Here is a 24,554-nt window from a genome sequence, read left to right on the forward strand (position 1 = left end):
CTGTACGCCCGGCCCGCCCACCCCTACACCGAGGGGCTGATGGCTTCCATCCCCCGGTTGGACCAGAAGGGTGAGCAGCTGGCGAGCATCAAGGGGCTGCCGCCCAACCTCGCGGCCATCCCGGCGGGCTGCCCGTTCCACCCGCGTTGTCATCGCGCCCAGCAGGAGTGCCGGGAGAAGGTCCCCGAGCTGCACGAGCTCGGCGCGGGACGCCACAGCGCCTGCCACTTCGCCGAGGAGTTGATCAGCAGTGACTGAGCCGATTCTGCAAGTTCGTGACCTGGTCAAACACTTCCCGGTGCAGAAGGGAGTGGTGTTCAAGAAGACCATCGGTCACGTGCGCGCCGTGGACGGGGTCTCCTTCGACCTGAACCGGGGCGAGACGCTCGGGGTGGTCGGTGAGTCCGGCTGCGGCAAGTCCACACTGGCCCAGGTGCTGATGCGGCTGGTGCAGCCCACCAGCGGCAGTGCGCTGTTCGAGGGCGCCGACATGTTCGGGAAGAAGAGCGCCGCCGAACTGCGCAGGCTGCGCAGGGACATGCAGATCGTGCTGCAGGATCCCTACACCTCGCTGAACCCGCGCAAGACGGTCGGCGACATCGTCGGTGAGCCGTTCGAGATCCATCCCGAGGTCGCTCCCAAGGGGGACCGGCAGCGTCGGGTCCAGGAGCTGTTGGACATCGTCGGACTCAACCCGGAGCACGTGCGGCGCTACCCGCACCAGTTCTCCGGTGGGCAGCGCCAGCGCATCGGCATCGCCAGGGCTCTGGCGCTCAAACCCAAGGTCATCGTCTGCGACGAGCCGGTCTCGGCGCTGGACGTCTCGATCCAGGCGCAGGTGATGAACCTGCTCGGCGAGTTGCAGTCCGAGTTCGGGCTGTCCTACGTCTTCATCGCCCACGACCTCGGTGTGGTCCGGCACCTGTCCGACCGGGTGGCCGTGATGTATCTCGGCAAGATCGTGGAGACGGGTACCGAGGACGAGATCTACGAGCACCCGCAGCACCCCTACACCCAGGCGCTGCTGTCCTCGGTGCCGGTGCCCGACCCGTCGGTGCGCGACCGCAGGGAGACCATCCGCCTGTCCGGGGACGTGCCCAGTCCGGCGGATCCTCCATCCGGGTGCCGTTTCCGCACCCGGTGCTGGAAGGCTCAGGACATCTGTGCCGAACAGCCGCCGGAACTGGCGGTGCGACTGGACGGCGGGGAGATCGACCCCTCCGCCGAGGGACATCCGAGCGCCTGCCACTTCGCCGAGCGGCACGAGCACGTCATTTCCTGATCCTCGAACCTCCCCGGCAGCGGAGAGAGCCCGGCCCGTGGACGAGCGGGCGCGGAGGACGGCCCCAGGGGTCGTGTCCCGGAGCGGCTTTCCGGGGCACGACCCCTTTCGTGTTCGGAGCAGGGCGGTGCGGATGATCGCGTGTGTCCCCGAGCTCTGAAGAGGCGTTCGGATAATGCCCTTTTCGGAGTATTTTTTTACTCCTTTTTCCGTCGTATTCACGGAATTTTCGAAAGTGGTTTCAATTCATCGTTCTGTCAATCTCCAATCGTGTGTCCTGCACCACACGCCGTGTTTTTTCGGAGTGTTGACGCGGCTTTTGGTCGCGTGAATAATAGTCCCGGGTTTCGAGGGTGTTCCCGGTTGAGGGGATTTGTTTTCGAGGTGTTTGTCTAGCTTTTTTGTCCGTTTCCGCTTTTGTGTTCTTTGTGGTACCGGCGTTTCGCCGTTTCGGTCTCGCGGTCTCGGGAGGGGACTTTTGGATGTCGCACCTGGTGGTGTACGAGAGTTGGCTGGACGGGCACGGGCGCGACCTTCCGTCCCTTCTGGATGAGCTGGGGTGTTCGTGGACGTTCGTCACCCGAAAGAAGGAGCACTATCGACGCGCCCACGGGATGCACCCGATCGTGTCGCGTGCGGACAGGGTGGTCGAGGTCGAGACGAACGAGGTGGAAACGGCCCTGCCGTACGTGCGTGACCTCGTCGGATCGGGAAGCGCCGGAATATTCACCGTGTGTGACTATTACATTCCGCACGTGGTCGAGCTGTGCGACCGACTGCGGCTGCCGTGCGCCTACCCCGGGGCCGCCTCCATCGTGCACGACAAGGCCCGCACCCGCGCCCTGCTGGACGAGGCGGGGATTCCGAATCCGCGCTACGTGCTGACCGACTCCGTCGACCGGGCCGCCTCCTTCGCGGCGAGAGTGGGCTATCCGGTGGTGTGCAAACCCGCCGACATGGCGGCGAGCGTGTTGATCAACAGGGTCGAGAACGAGGAGGAACTGCGTTCGGCGTTCTCCGCGGTATCGGGTTTCACCAGGAATTTCCGGGAACAACCCAGGGACTCGTCCGTGTTGGTGGAGGAGTGGCTCACCGGTCGGGAGTTCAGCGTCGAGACCAGCGCGGTGGACGGAAAGATCACCGTGCACGGTGTCACCCAGAAGGTGCTCGACGACCGCGGGCGTTTCATCGAGGTGGGCCATCAGTTCCCGGCTCCGTTGTCGGAGGACGAGACGCGCAGGATCGAGGAGTTCACCCGGGACTGCCTGCACGCGGTGGGACACGACCACGGCGTCACCCACACCGAGGTGACGATGACGGAGCGGGGGCCGCGCCTCGTGGAGATCAACAGCAGGCCCGGCGGCGGCAACATCGTGGACCTGGTGCGCGCGGTGACGGGATGTGACCTGCTGTTGGCCGAGGTCATGATGGCCCTGGGCAGACACTACGAGCCACCGGCGCTCCACGGCGGGACCGGCAGTGCCGCCTCGGCGTTCCTGATCCCCGACAGGGCCGGGACGGTACGGGAGATAGCGGGTGTCGAGTCGGCTTCCGCCCGCACCAACGTCGAGAGAGTGGAAGTACACGCCGAGCTGCCCGAACAGGTCGAGGAGGCCGTGGACAACGCCGCACGGATGTGTGTGGTGATCGCGCGTGATCCGGAGGGGCCCGACGCCTCGCGTTACGCGCAGGAGGCGCTGAAACAGCTCGATCTCGTTTACGAGGGAGAATGATCCCGGATCATGGACGTCGCTCCCACCGATCTCATGCACACCAACCCCGACCTCTACTCGGACTTCCTGCCCGCTGACCGGTCCAGGGTCGTGGACTTCGCCCTGGACGCCGCCGAGCACTTCTTCCCGGGACGGTGTGAAACGGTTCTGGACGTAGGTTGCGGGCTGGGCAGGGAGGCCGCCGAGATCGCCGCACGCGGATACCGTGTCACCGGGGTGGACGCCTCGGAGGCGATGTTGGCCTGGGCACGGGAGAAGTTCCCCGAGGTCCGTTTCCGAGAGCAGGACCAACGAGCGCTGCGCGGCGACGGCGACCGGGATCTCGTGCTCTCCCTGGGAAGCGTTCTCCTGCACAACCGGAGCCTGGCCGACCTGAGAAGAACCCTCGAAGGGATGAGTTCGAGCCTCGTTCCCGGCGGGGTCCTGGTGGCGGAACTCCGGAACGGAGGATTCTGGTTCTCCCCCGAGGGGAGGAGGGCCCTGGAGACCGAGCACGAGGACGTGCACGTACTCGGCGACGGCGGTCGACTGGGATCACGACTGGTGTACCGCCTGGATCTGCCCGAAGGGCTGCTTTACCGGGACTACGTCTGGGAGTTCGAGAACGGAGAACGGGTCGTCGAGCAGCTGAGCCAGCGGTTGTTGCTGCCGGGAGACCTCCGGGAACTGTTGGAGGAGGCCGGTCTGTCCGTGCTCTCCATGTTCAGCACCCCCGAACCCACGCACGGGGACTGGCCGCGGGAGTGGGACAGGCAGAAGTGGAGCCGGGACGCGGTGTCCGGTCCGAGAATGCACGTGGTGGCGCGTCGCGACCGGTCCTGATCCGTCTCCTCGTGGTTTTTTGAATTTTCACGAAGAAGGAATGATTGAACATCATTCTTCTGTGGGGTGTTATTTTGTCCGGTGTCTTGGACCTGGTCGGCAACTCGCCGCTGATTTCGTTGAGCGACGTGGTGGTGAGCGGCGGACCCGAGCTGGTGGCGAAATGGGAGAGGTTCAATCCCGCGGGAAGTATCAAGGACAGGCCCGCCCTGCACCTCGTCGAAACGGCCGAGCAGATGGGGCTGCTCTCCCCCGGAGGGACGATCATAGAGTCCTCCAGCGGTAACTTCGGGATATCGCTGGCGATGATAGCGGCGGTCAAGGGGTACAGGGCGATCATTCTCGTGGACCCGAAGACCACGGACGCGAACCGAGCGGCCCTCGAGGCCTTCGGGGCGGAGGTGATCGTTGTCCACGAGCAGGACGACACGGGCAGCTACCACAAGACGAGAATCAAGCTCGCCAACGAGCTGGCCCGGGAGATACCCGGATCCTTCAGGCCGGATCAGTGTTTCAACCTGCTGAACGCGGCGGCCCACTACCGGGGAACCGCCTCGGAGATCCTCGCGCAGTTCGACGACAGTCTCTCGGCGGTGGTGACCACGGTGAGCACCGGCGGCCAACTGGGAGGTATCTCCCGGAGACTGCGCGGGGAGAACAGGGAGATAGAGATCATCGCCGCGGACGCGGTGGGTTCCGGGATATTCCAGCCCGATCCGGCCGCGTACGCGACGCCGGGAGTGGGACTGGGATGGACTCCGTCCAGTGTGGAAACGTCCCTGGTGGACCGGGTGCTCTGGGTGCCCGACGAGCTGGCCTTCATCGGTTGTCGGATGTTGGCCCGGCACGAGGGGCTGCTGACCGGTGCTTCGAGCGGCATGGCGCTGGTGGCCGCGCTGCGACTGGCTTCCGAACTCCCCCCGGACAGGAAGGTGTGCGTCCTGTTCAGTGACGGCGGGGACCGCTACCTGAACACCGTCTACAGCGACGAGTGGCTCAAGAAGTGCGGTTTGGCCACCGAACTCCGGATGGACGAGTTCCTGCGTCGGTGCGGGGAGCTCCAGTGGCACCTCGATCCGTGCAGGCAGGGGCCGAGCATGGACGAGTTCCAGCGCACCCTGGACGTTCCGGAGTCGACGTCGCTCATGAGCAGCACCGCTTTCGAGGACGGGGAATGAAGAGCAACGGTTGTCACGTCGTGTTCGTCGAGTCCAACGGCAGCTACGGCAGGGAGATGGTCCGCACGGCCCTGGAGCAGGGTTTGACCGTGACGGTGCTCGCCGGGGAGCCGGAGCGTTTCCACGAACAGGGTTCCATGGGGGCGGAGCTGGTCCGGTGCGACACCCGGTCCGTCCCAGCCGTGCTGGAGGCGGTCAGGCGGCTGCCAGAGCCCGGTTGTTCGGGAGTGCTCGCCGGTTACGAGATGGTGCTGCCGGTGGCCGCCACCGTCGCCCGGGTCCTCGGACTGCCGGGGCCGGACCCGGTCGCCGCCCAGGACACGCTGCACAAGCACCGGGCCAGGGCACTGAGTAACCAGCTGGTGGGCAATCCCGTCGACTTCTGGCTGTTGGACACCCCGGACGAGGTGGAGCGGATCGCCGGATCCGAGTACCCCTTGTTGGCGAAACCCGCCGCAAGCGGGGGAAGTCTGGGAGTGCGTTCGGTCGCCTCGTCCGAGGAGCTGGCCCGGTACGTGGCCGAGTGGAAGAACGCCCCTGACGAGCGGGGCGCTCCCCTGGAGGGGCCCGTGCTGGTGGAGCGCCTCGTGACGGGTGGCGAGCTCTCCGTGGAGCTGTTCCACGGAGTTCCCGTGGCGGTGTCGTACAAGGAACTGTCCGGGGACACCGGGTTCGTCGAGAGTGGACACACTGTGCTGCCGTGGACGGAAGCCGTCGAACGGAAGGAACTGGAGCCCTACCTGGCCCTGCTGACCGAGCGTCTCGGCACGGGGTGGGGGCCCACCCACGTGGAGCTGCGACTCGACGAGTCGTCGACACCCCGCCTGATCGAGGTGAACCACCGTCTGGGTGGTGACCACATTCCCCTCCTGGTCCGACTCGTCACCGGATTCGACATGTACACGGCCACGCTCCGGGCCGCCCTGGGGGAACGGGTGACACTGGAGATCGGCGGCGGAGGAGAGGCCGTGATCAGGTACCTCATGGCGGAACACGAGGGGACGTTCCGCGAGGTCCGGGGGCTGGAGTCCGTGCGGGCCATGCCCGGTGTGCACGACGTCGTGATCAGTCGTGAGGAGGGAGCGCGGGTGCGGCCTCCCGTCGACTCCGGCGACAGGGTGGGACACCTGATCGCCCACAGCGCCGAGGGACTCGGAGCCGTGCGGACGGCGCGGCGGGCGATGGAGAAACTGCTGCTGCTCGTGGAACGGGAAACGGAGAAGAGCCGATGAGCGGGAACGGCGGACCGGTGACGAGGAAACCGAAACTGGTGCTGGTGGGAAGTGGCCGCAACGTCTACCGGGAGTACATTTTCGACGCCCTCTCTGCGGAGGTGGACCTCCGTCTGCTCGACGACCGGCCGACCGGATGGCGCGGACGTTACGTCGAGGACCACGTGGTCAGCGATCTCACGTTCGACCGGGCGGTGGAGGCGTTGCACGAGGAGTGGGCCCGCGGACGTGTCGACGGGATCATGACGTTCGAGGAGCAGTCGGTGGAGCTGGCCGCCTCCCTGACGCGCCACTTCGACCTGCCTGGACCCGCTCCCGAGGCCGTGCGCCGGGCCAGGGACAAGCACCGGATGCGTTCCGTCTGGAACACCGCCGGGGTTCGTTCGGCCCGTTCCGAACTGGTGGCGAGCGGACAGGAGGCCGTCCGGGTCGCCGGGGAACTCGGGTATCCGGTGGTCGTCAAACCCAGGAGTCTCGCCGCCAGCGCCGGAGTCAGTCTCGCGAACGGCCCCGAGGAGGTGGCCGACTCCTACGCGCGGGCGGCCGGCGCCCGGCTGACGCGTTACGCGGTCGAGGAGGGGCCCGGAGTCCTGGTCGAGGAGTACCTGGAGGGCCCCGAGTACAGCGTGGAGGCGGTGGTTTCCGGCGCGGAACTGGTCCCCTTGGCCGTCACCGAGAAGGTCACCGGCCCCCTGCCGCTGTTCGAGGAGAAAGCCCATGTGGTGGGACCCGTCGAGCAGTGGCACCGTCCGATGGTCGAGCTGGTGGACTCCGCCGTGCGGGCCCTGGGGCTGCGGGACACGGTGGTGCACGCCGAGGTGCGGCTGACCCCCTCCGGCCCCGCCATGATCGAGCTGGGAGCCCGGATCGCCGGGGACATGATCGGGTATCTGGTCGACCGGGCGACCGGGACGAGCATCTCGCGGCTGAACGCGCGGGTCGCGCTGGGCAACCGGGTCCCGGCGACCGAGGTGGGTCCAGCCGGGCAGGACCGGCGTTACGCGGGAGTGGAGTTCGTCTACGCCCCCGCGGCCGGAAAGCTCCGTGGTTTCGAACTGGCGGAGGAACACAGCACACGACCGTGGGTCGACCGGGTGGTCCGCGCCCTCGACCCGGGTACGGAGGTGGCCGCCCCCGAGGAGGGGGGTGTGGGCAGCCGTATCGGGTATGTCGTGGTCACGGGATGGTCCCCCGAACAGGTTCGCTCCCGGTTGCGCGAGGTCTCCGAAGCGGTGGAGGTGCTCGTTGACTGAGGGGACGGCCGGTGGGGGCTGGTTCGGCACCGCCCGCGCGGTCCCCAGGGCGGGATGGGTCGTGCTGGGTTCCTCCTTCCTGCTCGGCCTCGGGTATCTCATGGCCGTTCCGCTGCTGACCAGCTACGTCGCCTCCAGCCTCGGGGCCAGTGTGGCCGTGGCGGGCGGCATCATAGGCGCGATGGCGGTCACCCAGCGGGGGACCGCGCTGTTCGGCGGCGTGTTGGCCGACGTGTTCGATCGCCGCACCGTGTTCTTCGTCGGTGTCGGGTTGCGCGCGCTGGGCTTCGCCGCCATGGCCGTTTCCGGGAAACTGCCGTGGCTGGTGGGAGGAGCGGTGGTCGCCAGTGTCGGGGGAGGACTCGCGACTCCCGTGCTGCCCACCGCCATCTCCGTCGTCGCCGAGGAGGACACCAGGTCCTTTCTCTACTCGACCCGGCAGAGCGTGGCCAACGTGGCCGCCGCCCTCGGTCCCCTGATCGGCTCCGCGCTGCTGGTCTTCGGCTCCACCGGCGCTTTCTGGGGTGCGGCGGGCATGCACGTGCTGGTCCTGGTCTTCGCCGCGCGGTACCTGCCGAGGTTGCACGGGCAGAGCTCCGGGGGGCCGAACGTGCGGACACTGTTCTCCCGGGTCCTGGCGGACCGGGACCTGCGTGCCCTGCTGGCGACCCTGCTGTTCTTCTGGGCGGTGCAGACCCAGCTGGTGGTCAGCTTCACCAGCCAGGCGGGACGGATAGCCGAGGGAGGGGTGGACGCGGACGCTCGTGCGGTCTCCCTGCTGTACCTGGTGAACGGTTCGCTGTTCGTCGTTTCCCAGTTCACCGCGTTCAGGGTGATCAAACGCTTCAGCTCGGTCACGCTGCTCGGGCTCGGGGGCTGCATGATGGCCTGCGGGGTGGCGTTCGCCGTCCTGGTGGAGAACCTTCCGGCCCTGCTCGGCTGCGTGGTGGTGTTCACCCTCGGCGAGGTGCTCGCGTTGCCCGGCGTGGAGCTGTTGGTCTCCTCCATCGCTCCCCCCGCCATGGTCAGTTCCTACTTCGGTCTCGCCTCCTCCGTGGCGGGAGTGGGGATCGCGTTCGGAAGCGTGTCGGGAGGCGCCGCGATGGCGAGTACCAGCGGGGCGCTGCCCGCGCTACTCATGGCGGTGTTCGGGTGCGGCGTACTGGTCGGCACGCTCGTGCTGGGCCGCAGGGTGCGCCACTCCGAGGCTCGGGGGAGTGAGGTCGAACCCGCTTCCTGAGGTCCGGTAGTGCGCTCGGTCCGTGGAAGGTCGTGCGGCGACCTTCCACGGGCGCGACGGCTCAGCCCGAGACGAACTCGGCGAGGTCGGCGGACTGCTTGATGCGCGAGGGCTCGTGCACGTACATCATGTGCCCGGCCGGGTAGTAGCGCACCTCGATGTTGTCCCGCAGCTCGTCCGGAACGGCCAGTTGGGCCAGGCTGTGCTCGGTGGCGTAGTACGGGGTCGCCCCGTCGGTGTGACCGCAGCCCACGTGCACCCGCAGGTGCGGGTTGGTGCGCATGGCCTTGGCCAACTTGTCCGTGGCGGTCACGGACACGCCCTCGAAGTCCTGGTAGGACCACGGGTGCACCCGCGCCGAGAGCACCTCGTAGGGCAGGTCGTTGACGTAGTCCAGTTCCTGGCGCACGTAGTGGTTGATCCCGGCGGAGAACGCCCCCATGAGCCCGGAGATGCTGGGGTCGTCGGTGAAGTGCTCCCCGCCGGAGTCGGGTTCCCAGCCGGTGAACCGGCCGTCCATCCGTCCCACGGTCAACCGCCGGTCACGCAGCAGTTCCGTGAAGAAACGGACGTGTTCGATGCGCAGGTTGACCCGGTCCACGTAGTCGGTGCTCAATCCGGTCAGTTCCGCCAGGCGCCGCACCGCCTGCTCGCGTTCCTCGGCGGACAGCCGTGCCCCCCGTGCCAGGGCCCAGGGATAGTCGCGCGCGGCGAACTCCTCGGCCTCGGCCAGCACCTCGCGCAGCGGCCGGTCGCCGTGTTTGCCGTGGTAGTGCGCGATGGCGGCGTAGCTGGGCAGGAAGAGCCCGTAGGGCAGGTCGTTGCCCTCGGCGAAGTTGATGGTGCCCATGTCCAGCACCGCCGAGATCAGCAGCAGCCCGTTGAGGTACATGCCGTGCCTGCTCTGCAGGTGCTCGGCCAGTGCTGCGGCCCGCAGGGTGCCGTAGGACTCCCCGGCCAGGTACTTGGGCGACAGCCAGCGGCCGTTGCGGGTGATCCACAGCCGGATCAGTTCCCCCACGGACTCGATGTCGCGTTTGTACCCATGGTAGTCACCGGGTTTGCCGCCCCGCACCGCTCGGGAGAACCCGGTGGAGATCGGGTCGATGAACACCAGGTCGCTGTGGGCAAGCAGGGTCTCCGGGTTGTCGGCCAGCCCGTAGGGCGGGGCGGCCGGTTGTCCCGCGTCCCCCGCGAGCACGCGGCGGGGACCGAGCAGCCCCAGGTGCAGGAACGCGCTCGCCGCGCCGGGGCCGCCGTTGAAGGCGAAGGTCACGGGACGCTCGCCGGACTCGGGCGCGTCGGCCACGTAGGAGGTCACGAACATCTCGGCCCTGGCCACGTGACCGTCGAAGGTGCCGTCGGTGAAGGACTCCTCGCGCAGCACGTACCTGCCCGCGGTGGCGGTGTAGGAGAGCTGCCTGCCGTCCGCCGTGATCGTGTGGTGCGTGCTGACCAGGTCGTCGGCCGGTTCGGCGGTGGGGGTCGTCTCCGTGCGCCGAGCCTGTTCGTCGGTGTTGTCGGTCTGCTCGCTGGCTGCCATGGCCCGTAGCCTAGCCCCGGGGAACAACCGGGATACGCCGTGTCACCGTGGTCGGGTGTGTGACTCGTGTGCCGGGCCGCGACGGCGGCCGCTGACCGACCCCGCCGGGCTCGCCCCGGCGATGTCCTCCCTGGCCGAGCTGGACGAGCGGGTGTGTGACTGCGCCGCCTGCCCTCGGCTGGTGGAGTGGCGGCAGCGGGTGGCCGCGGAGAAGCGGGCCGCTTTCCGCGACCAGCACTACTGGGGCAGACCCGTACCCGGGTTCGGGCCGGTCGACGCGTCCGTGGTGATCGTGGGGTTGGCCCCGGCCGCGCACGGGGCCAACCGCACGGGACGCATGTTCACCGGGGACCGTTCGGGTGAGTTCCTCTACCGGGCGTTGTTCGACGTCGGCATGGCCTCGGCACCACGTTCGGAGTCCGCCGACGACGGGCTGCGGTTGTACGGGGTGCGGATCACCGCTCCGGTGCGCTGCGCCCCGCCAGCCAACAAACCCACTCCGGCGGAACGGGACACCTGCCGCCCGTGGCTGGCTCGGGAGCTGGAGCTGCTGCGACCCACGCTGCGCAGCGTGGTGGTGCTGGGTTCCTACGGGTGGCAGGCGCTGCTGCCGGTGTTGTCCGCCGGTGGCTGGGCGGTTCCCCGGCCGAAACCGGAGTTCGGGCACGGGGTGCGACACACGCTGCGCGACGGGGACGGTCACGAGCTGCACCTGTTCGGCTGCTACCACGTCAGCCAGCAGAACACCTTCACCGGCAGGCTCACCCCGGAGATGCTGCGCGGGGTGCTCCAGAACGCGAAGGAGTCGGCCGGGATTCCGTGAAACCGTCCACCTCGGACCACCTGGTGCCGGTCGCCCCTCGCGTGCTTCCGGCGTGGTGACGTCGGGTGAGGCAGGCACCGCTCTCCGCGGAAACGGCCGTTTTTCCGCCAGGGCGGTGTGGTCAGCTCTGCCGTGCCTCGTCCGGTACCGCGGGTAGCGTCTCGCCGGTCTCCAGCAGCGTCTTCAGAGCGGAGAGCAGGTGCGGCCAGCCGCTGCTGACCATCCGTCGCATCGTGCTTCCCTCCGGGAAGTCGTCGTGGATGACGGTGAGTTTGACCGTCTGTCCGAGCGGTTCGATCTCGAACGTGACCTTCGACCGGGGTTCGGCGGCGAGTGTGGTGAGCAGGTCGTCGTCGATGCCTGCGGCGGCCGCCCATTCCGGGGTCGGTGTGTGCCACGTGTAGGAGAGCCTGCGGTACGGCTCGGCCTCGAGCACGACCTGGTTCGGGTCGGCGGTGCGGTGACCGTTCTCCTCCCAGATCATGGGTGAACCCGGGCGCCAGTCGGTTTCGAAGGCGACGCCCCAGTACCTGCGGGTGAACGCCGGATCGGTGAGAGCCCGCCACAACTGCTCCGGTGTGGTCCTGATGAAGGTGGTGTACACGAAAGCGGTGTCGCTCATCGGTGCTGACTCCAATGCTTTTGTGAGATCGGCCAGTGTCTCCGCGCGCCGTCGGTCGTATCGGCGTATCCAGCGGTCGGCGATCGCGTTGATCGGCGCCGCGTTCAGGTAGTGCAGCTTCTCCCGGCCGCTGCGGACCGTGGTGACCAGGTTCGCCTCCTCGAGCACCGCGAGGTGCTTGCTGACCGACTGCCGGGCCATGTCCAGGCCGGAGCACAGCTCGCGCAGGGGCTGACCGTTCCGGGAGTTGAGACTGTCGAGGAGCCGACGCCGATTCGGGTCGGCCAGTGCTCTGAAGACCTCGTCCATGGTTCCCACGGTGACCGTCCAGACATGCAACCTCAAGGCTGCATGTCAAAAATAGGCAGCCACAAGGTTGCATGTCAAGACGGCGTGGCTCGCGAGGACTTCGAGCGGGCTCTTCCGCGGATCCGTGCGCGTCACCCGGCGGAACGTCTTCACCGGCGGGCTCACTCCGGAGACGCTGCGCGTGGGGCGCCGACCGAGGCGGCTCGGGCGGCGTTGGAGTGACCGGCCCGCCGCGTGCGGAGGTGCCGGGTCGGGGGCACCCGTGACTGTGCCGGGATGGTGAGTGGCGACACCCGGTTCGGACATCGGGTATGCTGAACACACATGTTGGTGAGATCGACTTCTCCGGGCCGTTCGTCGTTCCCGTAGGTGGGCGCGGCTGTTGCTCCCGCCGGCCGTTCGGCTCGTTCGACGACACGGCGGCGGACACGCGGCGTGCGTTCCCGGGAACACACCGGGCGCACCGTGGACGCAGTGCGCACGGGCGTGTACACGCCGTTTCCTGTGATCAGGGACACCCGCGAGCGGTGTCACATTTGAGGGGGCCGCCGGGATGCCTGCTGTCCTAATGGTGTGACCATAGGGGTATGGCTGGTAAATCCGATCCCACCCGGATTCTCATTCTCGGCGGCGGCTACGTCGGTATGTACACCGCGCTGCGTCTGCAGTCCAAGCTCGGCCGCCGTGAGGCTTCGGTGACGGTCGTCGACCCTCAGCCGCATATGACCTACCAGCCCTTCCTCCCGGAAGCGGCGGCGGGCAACGTTGAGCCCCGTCACGTGGTAGCGCCGTTGCGACGAGTGTTGAAGCGGTGTCACGTACTCACCGCCCGTGTCACGGAAATCAACAAGGAGAAGCGATCGGTCACGGTGGAGGACCCCGAGGGTGTCTCTAGTGACCTGGGCTACGACGTGCTCGTTGTCGCTCTCGGGTCCGTCTCCCGTCTGCTGCCGATCCCGGGTCTGGCCGAGCAGGGAATCGGCCTCAAGACCGTGGGCGAGGCGATCTATCTGCGGAACCACGTGCTGGCGAAGATGGACGCCGCCGCGAGCACCTCCGATCCTGAGCTGCGCAAGCGTCTGCTGACCTTCACCTTCGTCGGTGGCGGGTACGCGGGTACCGAGGCGCTGGCTGAGCTGGAGGACATGGCCCGCTACGCCACCCGCTACTACGAGTCCATCTCCCCCGAGGACATGAGCTGGTCGCTGATCGAGGCCGCGGGCAGGATCATGCCCGAGGTCAGCGAGAAGATGGGTGTCTACACGGTGAAGGCCCTCGAGGAGCGGGGGATCAAGGTCTACCTGAACACCTTCCTGAAGTCGGTGGAGAACGGGCACGCCGTGCTCTCCGACGGCACCGAGTTCGACACCGACACCCTGGTGTGGAACGCCGGGGTCAAGGCCAACCCGGTGCTCAAGAACAGTGATCTGCCCCTGGACGAGCGGGGCAGGGTCAAGGCCACCTCGCACCTCCAGGTCGAGGGCAACCCCGAGATCTGGGCCGCCGGTGACTGCGCCGCCGTGCCCGACCTGTCCAAGGCGGAGGAGGACCCGAACGCCACCTGCGCCCCGTCGGCCCAGCACGCCGTCCGTCAGGCCCACCAGCTGGCGAAGAACGTCATCTCCTCGCTGCGTGGCCGCAAGACCGGCGAGTACTACCACCGCAACGCGGGCTCGGTGGCCGGGCTCGGCCTCTACAAGGGTGTGGCCGACGTCTACGGCTTCAAGGCCAAGGGATTCGTCGCGTGGTTCATGCACCGCACCTACCACGTGAGCAAGATGCCCACGTTCAACCGCAAGGCGCGGATTATCATCGACTGGACGTTGGCCTTCCTGTTCCGGCGGGAGGTCGTCTCGATGGGACAGATCCACAATCCGCGTGCGGACTTCAAGCGTGCCGCCGCCAGCTGACGCCGGCCGGGCGACTGTTTCGTGGCGAAGGGGGCCGTGTGTCGGATCGTCCGGCGCGCGGCCTCGTGTGTTCGTTGCCGGGCTGTTGATCCTCCGTGACTCCCTCCCGGAAGACGCCCCACGAGTATCGCCTGAAAGTGTGGTTCACTTAGCTCATATGGAGTAACTACCGTGGTGGCGTGCACAGGGAGTTACTCTTGTTGCTCCAGATGGCGGTTTCCGCCGAGTTGGAACCAACGGCACGATCGAAGCGTCCTAAGGAAGCCGGGTGTGGGCTGGTCGCCGTACGTGTCGTCGGTGACGATTCCAGCGGTAAGCCCCCGTAGCCCAATCGGCAGAGGCAGACGACTTAAAATCGTCGGAGTGTCGGTTCGAGTCCGACCGGGGGCACTGGGATCAGGTCGAGGTGTGCCGCGCGCCGGTGTTCTCCTGCGACCAGCGGCGGATACAGCCGTTGATGAAAGAGATGCCCTCGTAGGAGCGGCGTAGCAGCCAGTTGCGCCATGCCTTGGCCAGCCGGGGGTGTGCCTCGATGACCTCCTCGCGCCAGATCCCTGTGGGGTAGTCCAGATCGGCGCGCCAGTTCTCGGTGAGATGTTCCCGCCGCCGCAGCGCGTCGACCACATCGGGGTTCTCGTGGTCGATCTCGTCCTCGGTGGGGTCGGCGGGCAGCACGTCCCACCGTCCGAAGTCCGACTCGGCGGGGAACGGACGCAGCGTCATGGCTTCTTACATACATCAAACCCCCGACCACGGCGGGCCGGGGGTGTGATCTAAGTCACTCGAAGCGGTCAGCCTTGACAGCGTTGAGGAACGCCTGCCACTGCGCCGGGGCCGCTGTGAAGTGACCGGCTGTGCGGTCCTTGCTGTCGCGAACACCCACCAGGTCCGAGGTGACCGCGACCTCGACGCACTGCCCGCCGTTCGCGCTGCGCGAGCTTGTACGCCACGTCGCGCGCGACAAGTCTGCCATTGCCGCCCCTTTCGAAGTCTCGATCTCAGCCGAGGTTGATGGTACGTACCAAGGCTAGCGAGACAGGTCAGGGGCGGACTACGCCGTCACGGCTGTCCTGGGGCGATCTCACGCACCAGGTCAATGGACTCACGCTGCGGCATCGCCGAGGAGCGCAGCTCGTCGAACAGGTTCTTCAGCAACGTCACGTCCGAGTTGTCCTCGATGACGTGCCCACCCAGTAGGCCATCCATATAAGCCACATCCGGATCAGTGGGTTCGGCGAAGCTCAGCACTGTGAAGCCTGACGCCATGCTGGCGTGCGCTCCCGCTTCGTAAGGAATTACTTGGAACATCACGTTGGGCCTCTCTCCCAAGGCCAACAGATGCTCAAGCTGTTCGCTCCAGGCTTTTCTGCCTCCGACTTTGCGGTACAGGGCGGCTTCGCTGATGACCGCACGCAGCTCCAGCGGGTTGTCCTTGTCCAGTAGTCGACGCTGTCGTTGCATACGCGCGGCCACGCGCTTCTCGACATCCTCGGGATCGGTGATGTGCCCGCCGGAGGTATGGATCGCCCGAGCGTAGTCCTCGGTCTGTAGCAAGACGGGGATCAACTCCTGCTCGAAGTTGCACACCAGGGCAGCGTCCGTTTCCAACCCCACGTAGGGCTTGAACCACTCCGGTAGGCGGTAGGTCGACCACCAGCTGCGTTTGGATCCCTCCCGGCGCGCGTCCTCCAGTGTCTGCCGAACCTCGTGGGGCGCGTCGTAGAGGTCCATCAAGGCGGCCAGCTCCATCTTCTTCATGCTGGCTTGGCCCTTTTCCCAGTTACGGATCGTCTGCGGCGAGGCGCCCATGTGCTCGCCCACCTCGGCAAAGGACAACCCCGCGTTCTCCCTCAGCTCGGCAAGATGCGCGCCCAACCGTCGTCTACGTGCTGTGGGTCCGAGTGCCATAGCCAAGCACTGTAGTCGATCAGGCATGATGCGAACCATCACCTAAAGGAACCAACCCAGAGGTTCGTCGAAATCTTGTATCAAAGATTTAGATCTCCTACAGTGCTTGATCAATGAGAGCGGCAGTAGCACGCAGCGGCCGGGGACTGGCCCGGTCGGTGCTGAAAGCGGTGGAGCGCGACATGCTCGATGTGGACCCGCCGGAGGAGACGCACACGATCTACTGGGTCACCCCCGAGGACTCCGAGGTGCAGCACGCCACCGCGAGCCCACCCCCACGAGAAGGCGGGCCGGTCGACACGCTCGGCGGGCACGGCACCGTCGAGGCACCACCGAACTCCGGAGACCGGATGCGGCACACCCAGCGGTTCTGCCCGGACTGCTTCGCCGCCTACCTGAACCTGCCCGGCCCCACCCCTCGGTGGCACCACACGGAGTGATCCCCATGACAGCGACGCAGACCTACCACTACTGGCTTCCCGTCCCGGACAGAACCGGCTACCGCTGGACCCGTCACGCCTTCCGGGGAAAGCGGTGGGACGGCCGCACCGCCGAGACCTCGGTGTGCAACATCCAGTGCGCGATGGCCCAACCGAGCGAACTTGACTGGTTCCAGGCACCCACCTGCCAGGAATGCACGAAGATTCTGCTGGGCGAACAGCCCTGAATCCGGACACCAACCGGCTGAGCACGAAAGGAGAACCCCGTGGCTCCTCCGTTCCCTCATAAAGCGCGGTGTATCCGCGAGGCGTTGGATCGCACCGACCCGCAGCGGCGTGCCGCGTTCGACCGCGATTTCCAGGAGGCGTTGCACAAGGTCGCCGTCGACTACGACACCGGCCACATCGACAGGGTCCTCGACGACTGGTGGGGCGCGGCTGTCCTGGCCGAACACCCACCCACCGAGCGGGAAGAGGAGATCAAAGCCCGCGCCGACCGGGGCGACTTCACCGGGCTGGTCCACATCGACGAGCACGGACACTCGTGGCGCGAGGACGAGCACGGACTCCTCTGGCGCACCGACGCCCACGGCCAGCTGTGGCGGCAGCCCCCTGAGGGAACGACGGACAAGGCCCCGGCGAACACCACTCGACAGCAGGAGGGAGACTGATGGGTCGGTACTTCCTCCGCTGGGGCGACGTCGCCGAAGACGCCTACAAGAAACTGCCCGGCACCCAACAACGGGCCGTGGACAAACGCATGGCCCAGCTCGCCGAGAACCCCAAAGACGGCAGCAGCTACGATCCGACAACCGACCGCTGGACCACCACCGCCGACAGCGGAAGCATCATGATCGTGTTCGCCCTCCACGACAACACGCTGCGCATCACGATCCTGCGCCTGGTCTGAGAGAGCACTCTTTCAGAGCACGAACGCAGCGAGACCCCGCCACTGGCGGCACGCGGCCGTTGATTGCCCCGGTTCTCAATCCCCCCGACCGGCCGGGGCAGTACCCCCGTTCCCCGATCCGGCCCGATGCCACCCCCGACACACGGCACCGGGCCTTCTTCGCCCGGCCGGCGCTCGGGTCCCACCCGCACCGGCCGGGCGGAGTCCCTGCCAACCATGACAAGGTCGAACCAGGAAGCACGCTCATGATCTGAGCCACCGTCCGTGTAAGCATCATGTGGCTGTTGACGGTCAGTGTGGCTGTGCTCGAGCACGATGGTGTTGGTGTTGGCCTTGCTCTCGTGCTCTTCACGTGTGGCGACCGAACGCTTTGAGGTGGTGATCTCGTGCTCGGCCAGCTTGGCGTCGTGGTGGAGCCACGAACACCGTGTTCGTGGCTCCGAGCAGTAGCGCCACGCGCGAGGTGCGAGGTGGGATGTGACGGTCGTACGCAGACGACGATTCCTTGGTCACTGTTGTGGATCTTGAGGATGACTCCGGCGACTCAATCGGGTTCTCCGCCGTAGTAGCGTTGCTCGACTTCGTCGTCCTCTTCGCCGTGGGGATCTTCGATGCCGGGGATGAAGGGGGTGGCGGGATAGTCGAAGCTGACCAATTTCACCTGTTTGGCGATGTCCTCGGGAAGATCGTTGTCCGCGACAATGACCTGGTACGGCCGCGCGAGTTCACCTCGAACCGCGATCTGGTCCAGGAAGTTGCGGTAAATCCTGCGGGAGAAGGCGAGGTCCTCGTCATTGTTGCCGACGTTCTTGCGGGGTGAGTCGATGACCAGCAGCATCGGCATGTCACACGGACCGAACTTGATCGCGTAGGACATGAGGGCCACGCTGTAGGCCACTGCGATCGCGCACTTCACCCCGCTGCCGTGCTCGTGGAACGACTGTCCGTCCACCACCGGTAGGTAAGTGTCGGGATCGATACGGGCTCGCCCGGCATACCACGGGACCTGTTGGATATCGATCGCATCGCGGAACTCGTTGTTGAGAGTTTCAAAAAAGCTCTCCTTGTCGACCACGAGGGGAGCGATCTCGTTCTTACGGTTCTCCAGCTCTTCACGTTGTTTCCGCAGATCGAGGATCTCGTCCTGCATTTGTCTTATCCGATCGTGAGGTTCGCGCAGGCGATCGAGCATGGACAACCGTGTGCGGATGGTTTCCACCTCAGCCGCCGCCTCACTGATCGCGTCGGTGAACGGTGCGAGGGTGGTGGCGGAACGTTCGTTCAACAGTGTGCGCAGCCTGTCGACCTCGGCCCGCGCTGCCTTGGCCTCATCACGAGCCCGTCCGGCGCGGGCTTCGGTGGACGTGACCGTGTCGACCGCTCGTTGGCGTGCGTCCGTGTTGCCGGCATTGGCTGACTCCGGAGCAGTGAGCGGTTCGTGGCACAAACCGCAGTGACCCGGCGGTGTTTCACGCCCGGTCAGGTCGGTCCGGCATGCCGGACAATGCTCCACATGGGATATTGTTGACGTTGTTTCGAAGGATTCGCGGTCGAGGGCCGTGACTCGACGCCGTGCTTCACGGAGTTCGTCGTCGACCTGATCCACCCGGGCTTCGGCCGTGTCCGCTCGCGCTCGTGCGGCTTCGAGTTCGCGTCGCAGCTCAGCATGAGCGGAGTCAGCGTTCTGGGCGTTGTCGCGCAGTTGGCTCAGGCGGTTGACAGCATCGCGTTCCCGTTGTTTGAGCGTGGCGATCTCTGATGTGATTGCCTGGACGTTCGTGGTCTCGGATTCGGACAGAAAGTTCCGGAAGCGGTTTACCTGTGTCTTGGTGGACCGGATCTGCTTGTCCACCTTGCGGATCTCTCCCTGGAGTTTCTGCCACTCCGGATTGCTCAGGTCGAACAGGAGGTCGAAGAGTGCGCGACGGCGTTCGTCGTGGGAAGCCGGGAACAGAATACGCTGGTCAAGTGAGTCCTGTGGCAGATACAAGTAATGCAGGAGATCATCGAACGTGAGCGGTGCATTACCGCCACGTCCCAGCGAGACCGAGTTGAGTTTGTCTCGGATTCCGAGCAAGTCCAGCAGCCAGTCCGACAGGGTCTCTTCGCTGGCATTGCGTGACTGGACCGGTAGCCGATGGGTGAGCGTTCCCGTCTCGTCGCGGACCTCGACCAGCTCGTGCCGGTTCCCCCGTCCACCACGCCGTAGCCGTACGGTCTCGTCGCCGATACGGGCGGTCAGTTCGATCGCGCGTAGATGTCGGCTCATGGCTTTGCGGAAAGGTACGTCTCGCCCGAGACAGTACATGCACGAGTCCAGCAGGGAGCTCTTACCCGTGTTGACCGGTCCCACGACGCCGAGTATCCGTGCGTTCAGGTCTCGGTGATGCCAGCCGGATTCGGTCTCTATGGCCAAGGAGTGGAAGCGCAATGTCACAGGCACACGCGTGTCAACGGTTTCGATGAAGGCTGGCTTGATCGGCCATCCGAGGGAGGATCATGACCGTCGGAGGTTTCGCTGTGCTTTTCCGGCATACGAGTCTTCGGTTCATGCACGATCCTGATCCGCTGGCGGAATAAAGGTCGTTGGCTGCCGTAATCCGACACACCGGTCGGTACGGCAGGGTACGTCCCAGTCGACTCGGCTTCGTGGTTTCTTCTGGACGGAGCCGCCGAGCGGGGCTTCAATATTCTCCATGCGCATCACCGATCCACTCAGCGAGCGACAACTGGAAGTCCTGCGCTGGATCGCCGACGGTTGTCCGGATGGAGTCATGCCGGACCACAGGCACAAGAACGTGGCCAGAGCTCTGCAGAGCCGAAAGCTGGTCACGGTTAGTCGTCAGGGTGGTGTCTGGTCTGCGATGTTGACTGACATAGGCACCCACTACCTGAAGCAGGGCGAGTTTCCTTCTGCGAGCACAACACCGAGGAAGCAAACCCCCCGTGTGTCACCGAGTCGGCCGAACAACGCCACGTCCGGGAAACGAAGAGCGGCCCCGGAAGCCGAGGGCAACAGGGAGGCTCCAGCAGTGCGTCCTGAGCCTTCGACGAAACGTTCACCGACAGAGCAACTCGTGGCTGACGTCGTGGCGGCAGGAGGTGTGCTGAAGATACCGGTCGAGAAGGGCGGGGATAGTTCGTACCGGACGAGTGAACTGGTACGGAACGCCAATCGCCACCGTAAGACTCCTCCCGGGAAACGACTGGTCCACCAGCGCGTCAGAGAGGAGGAGGGGGGGTTCTCAGGATCTGTTCGTCCTGGAAGATGGTCCTGTGGGTACACACGCGCCGCTGGTGCCAGTGCCAGTGCCTGATCACGTCCCTCGGTATCACCCCGCGCTCTCGATGGCCCGCAAGTCCGGGCCTCTGCAAGTATCGAAAGCTGCTCGGAAGCGTGCCCTCCGTATCCTGCAAGCTGTGGCTGCGGAGGCCGAGCGGCGCGGTTTCACAGTCACCTCGCCCGCGGAAGGGAACACCACTGGTCGGCACAGCGTTCTCGTCTGGCACGTCCTGCTGATCGGAAGCGGCGAGACCGTGCCGCTGAGAATCAGCGAAGAGGACGACCGTGTAGAACATGTCGCAACGCCCCGCGAACTACGGGAACAGCGGAGCAACCCCTGGGCGCGCATTCCGAAACATGATCGGGTGCCGAGTGGGCGCCTCCGCATCGATATGGGTGGTCCGATCCAGAGTGACCGTAAGTCCTTCTGGGCCGATCGCACCTCGTGGACTCTCGAGGACAAGCTGCCGGAACTCTTGCGGGAAGTAGCGGTTCGTGTCGACGAGTTGCGTCTGCGGCGAGAAGCGAAGATCCGTGCTGAAGAGAGATATCGACGGGCTCTCGAAGAGGAACGGGAGCGCGCTCGCCTCCGGGCTGGGGAGACTCATCGGAGTAAAGTGCTGGAAGAGCAACTCGGGCGCTGGCGTGAGGTACGGGAACTGCGCGAATTCGCCGCAGATGTAGCCCAACAGATCGACCACGCTGAGTTCGTTGGGGAAGCGTCCGAGGAAGAGATCGTTCAAGCTCGTCGGTGGTTGGCGTGGATCAACGAACGAGCGGACAAGACTGATCCGCTGAGGCAGTTGCCCTCCTGGCCAGAAACGCGCGAACTGGGCAGTTGGGAGCTCAACCGCTTCATGAAGCATGTCCCCGAACCGCTCGAAATGCGCTACCAGCCGGAGTCGTACTGATCCCGGACAAACCCGATCGCGTGCACGGGTCTCGCTCTGCGGTCGTGATCGAGCGAGGAGGCGGGATCGTTGTGTTGATCGCTTCACTCCGGTGCTGACCCCCACCGGCGAAGCCCAGTGATGCTGTTGTCATCACCGAGTTTCGCGGCAGACCGGCTCTGGCCTCTGCCGCACGTTTTCCCCGCGTTTCGCCGTGATCGCTTTCCGTTCCCGGCGAGCCCACGCGGGTGTGGGAGCTGGGCCGGTCTTGACCGAAAAGTCCTTTTCGGGTATGGATAGTGAACGTCCACATGAGATACGAAGGAGAGGAGGAGACCACACCCTTGTTGGGCAGGTTGTCCAAACTCGCCGCCGGAGCGGTTCTCGTTCTGGGGAGTCTGACCTTTACTGCCCCCGCGGCGAACGCGGCCCCGTGGCCGGACTGTCTCAAGGTTGACACCAAGATCCACATCTGGGATCAGACCACCACGGTGACGAACAAGTGTGGTGAACAGATGGACCTCCGCATGGTTATCAACAACCAGCCCGATTCGCAGTGCCTGTCAGTCGGTGGCGGGGGTAGCGTCGACTACAAGTATCTCAGGCACGGACAGTTCGCCTACCTCGAGGACTGCGGTCACGAAGACTGGTGACCTGCTGGTCCGACCCTGATCTCGCAGACGGTGCGGGTGGCCACACCCGCACCGTTATTGGTTTTCGTCGGGTTTTCGGACCCGTTCGGGCGGTGACGTGCCCCGGCCGACTCCGCTGGGGGCAACCCGGTCACTGTTCCACGAGAAGAGGTGCCAGGCGGCGGACACCGGCGTCGACCTCCGTGGCCGAGGCCGCGGCGACGTAGCTGATCCGGACGCGTGCGGCGTTGCTCTCGGTGGGATAGTAGTTGTCTCCGCAGGTGAGGGCGACACCGTTTGCCAGCGCTGCGGCGGTGAGCTGTTCGCCGTCCAGGTGCCCGGGTAGCGACACCCAGAGGTGGTAGCCGCCGCGCGGTCGAACGGCCAGGGCGTGCGGACCGAACGTCGCCTCCACCGCCTCGACGGCGACCTCCCGGCGTTGTCGCAGGGCCGAGCCGAGTGTGTTCAGCGCGCGCTTCCATCCCGGGGCGGTCATGACTTCGAGTGCCGTGTACTGCAAGGGGGCGGGAACGAACATCGTGTCGACGACGTGGGCGGAGCGAAGCTTCGTGACCACCGGACCACGGGCGGCCAACGCGCCGACGCGGAGATTCGGTGAGGTCACTTTGGTCAGTGACCGGACGTGGATGACGGTGCCGTCGGGGTCGTCGGCGATCATCGGAGGGGGAAGCTGCCCGGAGTCCGTGTGTGCCAGGTGCCGGGCGAAGTCGTCCTCGATGACGAACGCGGCGTAGTGGCGGGCTGTGGTTCGGATCTCGTGCCGGCGACGTTCGGAGAGACTCACTCCCGCGGGGTTCTGGAACAGGGGCTGCACGATGACGACACGTGCTCCGGTGCGGGCGAGCGCCTGCTCCAGGTAGTCGGTGCGCAGCCCCTCCCGGTCGAGTGGAACCGGGATCGTCCGGAGGCCGGCGGCGCGGATGGCCGCTATCGTCCCCGGATAGGTCGGCGACTCGATGACGACCGGGTCGTTCGGCTGACACAGGGCGCGCAGCGCGGTCGACAGGGCACTTTGTCCCGCGCCGCAGATGAGAACGTCGTGGCGACTGAGACCTCCACCGATGTCGGAGACGAACCAGTCGCGCAGTTCGGGGATTCCTCCGACGGGCGGGAACGCCCACGCCTGCGAACGTCGTCCGGCTCGGGAGAGTGCGGTGCCGAGTCTGGTGAGTGGTTGCAGCTCGGGGTGGAGATAGCCGCCGTTGAGGTCGATGACCTCGGGTTCCGAGGTGGCGAGCGTTCCCAGCAGCGCAGCAGTTTTGAATCCGCGGGCAGCACCCGTCGGGGAGTCGAGACGGTTCGTCAGTTCCAGGGTCGCCTCCTGCCACGAGGTGTTGCCGGTGCGTGGGCTCGGCCGCGTCTCGGCCCGGAAGCTGCCCGCTCCCGGCCGTGAGGTGATGAGTCCCCGCTGGGTGAGCAGCGCCAGCGACCGGGAAACCGTAGTAGCGCTGACCCCGAAGCGCCGCACGAGTTCGCGGTGTGTCGGGAGGCGGGCTCCGACGGGCATTTCCTCGATCTCACGAGCAAGGATCTTGGCCAGCTCGTGGGCACTGCTATCATCAGACATGGATACGTATCGTAGCACTATCGACACTCGGTCAGTATCGCTACTGCCGAAACCGAACGGGACGCTGTTCGCCGCGCTCGGCGTCCTGGGCTTCTCCCTGAGTTTTCCGGGCACCGTGTGGGCACTGGACGGGTTCGGCCCCTGGAGCGCCACCGGAGTTCGCGGCGTGCTCGCCGCCGTCATAGCGGCCGTGGCGCTCTTCACGACGCGGGCACCGCTGCCGGACCGCTCCGACTGGCCCGGGCTCGCCGTCGTCGCCGGTGGATGCGGGCTCGGGTTCCCCCTGTTGACGACCCTCGCGCTACAGACCGCTTCCTCGGCGCACTCGGCGGTGGTCATCGGTGCGCTCCCGATGGCGACCGCGATGATCTCCGCCCTGCGAACACGACGCCGCGAACCGGCCGTGTTCTGGGCCGCGGCCGGAGTCGGTGGGGCTACCGTCATCACGTTCACGCTTCTGCAGAACCAGGGGCAGCCCACGGTCGCCGACCTCTACCTCTTCGGCGCTCTCCTCGTCTGCGCGGCCGGTTACGCCGAGGGGGGACGCCTGTCGGCGCGCATGCCGGGCTGGCGCGTCATCGCCTGGGGAGTCGTGCTCGCCGCCCCGGTCAACATCGTGGTGTCCGCGTGGGCGCTGCCGTCCGAACCGGTGCACCTCACGGCGAAGGCTCTCGTCGGGCTGGCCTACATCGCCGCCGTGTCACAGTTCGGAGCGTTCGTGGTCTGGTACCGCGGTATGGGGCTCATCGGCGTGACGAGGGCGAGCCAGCTCCAGCTCGCCCAGCCGTTGCTGACACTCGTGTGGTCCGTACTCCTGCTCGGCGAACACTTCAGCGCGGCCGTACCGCTGACCACCGTAATCGTGCTCACCTGCATTGTCGTCACGCAGCGTGTCAAAAGATGACACCCTCGGTGTCACGAGTGGTGGTTCCGGCCGCTCACGCGGAACACGAACG

At 66.2% G+C, this 24,554-nt stretch carries 24 protein-coding genes and 1 tRNA gene; 18 read left to right on the forward strand and 7 right to left on the reverse strand.

The annotated features are described in order from the left end of the window. The 8 genes from CEP50_RS16660 to CEP50_RS16695 form a co-directional block, all read left to right on the forward strand. Positions 1–258, forward strand: a 258-nt coding sequence (locus tag CEP50_RS16660; RefSeq protein ID WP_374957104.1) for an oligopeptide/dipeptide ABC transporter ATP-binding protein, incomplete at its 5' end; no start/stop codon positions are given. After that, a complete protein-coding gene (locus CEP50_RS16665) occupies positions 251–1,282 on the forward strand; it encodes an ABC transporter ATP-binding protein (protein ID WP_106114882.1) in 1,032 nt (343 codons plus the stop codon). The genes CEP50_RS16660 and CEP50_RS16665, both read left to right, overlap by 8 nt. 482 nt (positions 1,283–1,764) lie before the next feature. Beyond that, positions 1,765–3,015: an ATP-grasp domain-containing protein gene (locus CEP50_RS16670; RefSeq protein WP_106114883.1), complete on the forward strand. Its 1,251-nt coding sequence runs from the start codon at positions 1,765–1,767 to the stop codon at positions 3,013–3,015. Positions 3,016–3,024: 9 nt separating this feature from the next. Then, entirely contained in the window at positions 3,025–3,837 is an 813-nt protein-coding gene (locus tag CEP50_RS16675) for a class I SAM-dependent methyltransferase (protein ID WP_106114884.1), read from the forward strand. Positions 3,838–3,881: 44 nt separating this feature from the next. Next, the gene (locus CEP50_RS16680; protein WP_211212893.1) at positions 3,882–5,015 is read left to right on the forward strand and encodes a PLP-dependent cysteine synthase family protein; all 1,134 of its coding nucleotides are present in this window, start codon (positions 3,882–3,884) and stop codon (positions 5,013–5,015) included. After that, positions 5,012–6,247: an ATP-grasp domain-containing protein gene (locus CEP50_RS16685; protein ID WP_106114885.1), complete on the forward strand. Its 1,236-nt coding sequence runs from the start codon at positions 5,012–5,014 to the stop codon at positions 6,245–6,247. The genes CEP50_RS16680 and CEP50_RS16685 overlap by 4 nt, the downstream gene beginning before the upstream one ends. After that, positions 6,244–7,500 carry an ATP-grasp domain-containing protein gene (locus tag CEP50_RS16690; protein WP_106114886.1) on the forward strand — a complete coding sequence of 419 codons (1,257 nt, stop codon included), beginning with the start codon at positions 6,244–6,246 and terminating at the stop codon, positions 7,498–7,500. The genes CEP50_RS16685 and CEP50_RS16690 overlap by 4 nt, the downstream gene beginning before the upstream one ends. Continuing rightward, entirely contained in the window at positions 7,493–8,740 is a 1,248-nt protein-coding gene (locus CEP50_RS16695; protein ID WP_181188427.1) for an MFS transporter, read from the forward strand. Before CEP50_RS16690 ends, CEP50_RS16695 begins: the two co-directional genes overlap by 8 nt. Positions 8,741–8,801: 61 nt before the next feature. Here the strand turns inward: CEP50_RS16695 and CEP50_RS16700 are convergent, their stop codons facing one another. Then, positions 8,802–10,283, reverse strand: a complete 1,482-nt coding sequence (locus CEP50_RS16700) for a S10 family peptidase (protein ID WP_106114888.1) — start codon at positions 10,281–10,283, stop codon at positions 8,802–8,804. Positions 10,284–10,404: 121 nt separating this feature from the next. Here CEP50_RS16700 and CEP50_RS16705 point away from each other — a divergent pair, with 121 nt between their 5' ends. Then, positions 10,405–11,106 (forward strand): uracil-DNA glycosylase, encoded by a 702-nt coding sequence (locus tag CEP50_RS16705; RefSeq protein WP_181188429.1) that lies wholly within the window; start codon positions 10,405–10,407, stop codon positions 11,104–11,106. 121 nt (positions 11,107–11,227) lie between these two features. Here the strand turns inward: CEP50_RS16705 and CEP50_RS16710 are convergent, their stop codons facing one another. Next, positions 11,228–12,037, reverse strand: a complete 810-nt coding sequence (locus CEP50_RS16710) for an ArsR/SmtB family transcription factor (protein WP_106114911.1) — start codon at positions 12,035–12,037, stop codon at positions 11,228–11,230. Between the two features lie 587 nt (positions 12,038–12,624). Here CEP50_RS16710 and CEP50_RS16715 point away from each other — a divergent pair. Both CEP50_RS16715 and CEP50_RS16720 read left to right on the forward strand, forming a co-directional pair. Further along, positions 12,625–13,947: an NAD(P)/FAD-dependent oxidoreductase gene (locus tag CEP50_RS16715; RefSeq protein ID WP_026448793.1), complete on the forward strand. Its 1,323-nt coding sequence runs from the start codon at positions 12,625–12,627 to the stop codon at positions 13,945–13,947. 316 nt (positions 13,948–14,263) lie between these two features. Then, positions 14,264–14,337 (forward strand) — tRNA-Leu (locus CEP50_RS16720). 6 nt (positions 14,338–14,343) lie between these two features. Here the strand turns inward: CEP50_RS16720 and CEP50_RS16725 are convergent. The 3 genes from CEP50_RS16725 to CEP50_RS16735 all read right to left on the reverse strand — a co-directional run bounded on the left by CEP50_RS16725 (position 14,344) and on the right by CEP50_RS16735 (position 15,855). Then, positions 14,344–14,670 (reverse strand): hypothetical protein, encoded by a 327-nt coding sequence (locus CEP50_RS16725; RefSeq protein ID WP_106114890.1) that lies wholly within the window; start codon positions 14,668–14,670, stop codon positions 14,344–14,346. Positions 14,671–14,725: 55 nt separating this feature from the next. After that, on the reverse strand, positions 14,726–14,920 hold the full coding sequence (locus CEP50_RS16730; protein WP_106114891.1) for a DUF397 domain-containing protein: 195 nt from the start codon (positions 14,918–14,920) through the stop codon (positions 14,726–14,728). 86 nt (positions 14,921–15,006) lie between these two features. Next, positions 15,007–15,855 carry a helix-turn-helix domain-containing protein gene (locus CEP50_RS16735; RefSeq protein WP_181188428.1) on the reverse strand — a complete coding sequence of 283 codons (849 nt, stop codon included), beginning with the start codon at positions 15,853–15,855 and terminating at the stop codon, positions 15,007–15,009. 113 nt (positions 15,856–15,968) lie between these two features. Between CEP50_RS16735 and CEP50_RS16740 the strand changes: the two genes are divergently transcribed. From CEP50_RS16740 to CEP50_RS16755, 4 genes are read left to right on the forward strand one after another with little or no spacing between them, the layout of a single operon-like run. Beyond that, positions 15,969–16,295 (forward strand): hypothetical protein, encoded by a 327-nt coding sequence (locus tag CEP50_RS16740; protein WP_258175360.1) that lies wholly within the window; start codon positions 15,969–15,971, stop codon positions 16,293–16,295. A gap of 5 nt (positions 16,296–16,300) precedes the next feature. Beyond that, positions 16,301–16,522, forward strand: a complete 222-nt coding sequence (locus tag CEP50_RS16745; protein ID WP_106114893.1) for a hypothetical protein — start codon at positions 16,301–16,303, stop codon at positions 16,520–16,522. 39 nt (positions 16,523–16,561) lie between these two features. Next, positions 16,562–16,966, forward strand: coding sequence for a DUF6247 family protein (locus CEP50_RS16750; RefSeq protein ID WP_146134825.1), 405 nt, complete (start codon positions 16,562–16,564; stop codon positions 16,964–16,966). Beyond that, complete coding sequence (locus CEP50_RS16755) at positions 16,966–17,205, forward strand: type II toxin-antitoxin system RelE family toxin (RefSeq protein ID WP_106114873.1); 240 nt, start codon at positions 16,966–16,968, stop codon at positions 17,203–17,205. The genes CEP50_RS16750 and CEP50_RS16755 overlap by 1 nt, the downstream gene beginning before the upstream one ends. Positions 17,206–17,749: 544 nt before the next feature. Here the strand turns inward: CEP50_RS16755 and CEP50_RS16760 are convergent. Next, complete coding sequence (locus CEP50_RS16760; protein ID WP_106114894.1) at positions 17,750–19,474, reverse strand: hypothetical protein; 1,725 nt, start codon at positions 19,472–19,474, stop codon at positions 17,750–17,752. Positions 19,475–20,625: 1,151 nt separating this feature from the next. Here CEP50_RS16760 and CEP50_RS19925 point away from each other — a divergent pair. Continuing rightward, positions 20,626–21,399 (forward strand): hypothetical protein, encoded by a 774-nt coding sequence (locus tag CEP50_RS19925; protein ID WP_146134829.1) that lies wholly within the window; start codon positions 20,626–20,628, stop codon positions 21,397–21,399. A gap of 278 nt (positions 21,400–21,677) precedes the next feature. Beyond that, complete coding sequence (locus CEP50_RS16775) at positions 21,678–22,031, forward strand: hypothetical protein (protein ID WP_146134830.1); 354 nt, start codon at positions 21,678–21,680, stop codon at positions 22,029–22,031. A gap of 130 nt (positions 22,032–22,161) precedes the next feature. Here the strand turns inward: CEP50_RS16775 and CEP50_RS16780 are convergent, their stop codons facing one another. Then, positions 22,162–23,598: an aminotransferase-like domain-containing protein gene (locus tag CEP50_RS16780; RefSeq protein ID WP_258175362.1), complete on the reverse strand. Its 1,437-nt coding sequence runs from the start codon at positions 23,596–23,598 to the stop codon at positions 22,162–22,164. Here CEP50_RS16780 and CEP50_RS16785 point away from each other — a divergent pair. Then, the gene (locus CEP50_RS16785; protein WP_106114898.1) at positions 23,597–24,502 is read left to right on the forward strand and encodes a DMT family transporter; all 906 of its coding nucleotides are present in this window, start codon (positions 23,597–23,599) and stop codon (positions 24,500–24,502) included. The two genes, CEP50_RS16780 and CEP50_RS16785, sit on opposite strands and share 2 nt — an antisense overlap. Positions 24,503–24,554 lie beyond the last annotated feature (52 nt).

It is taken from the genome of Actinopolyspora mortivallis (assembly GCF_003001495.1).
Taxonomy (GTDB): domain Bacteria; phylum Actinomycetota; class Actinomycetes; order Mycobacteriales; family Pseudonocardiaceae; genus Actinopolyspora; species Actinopolyspora mortivallis_A.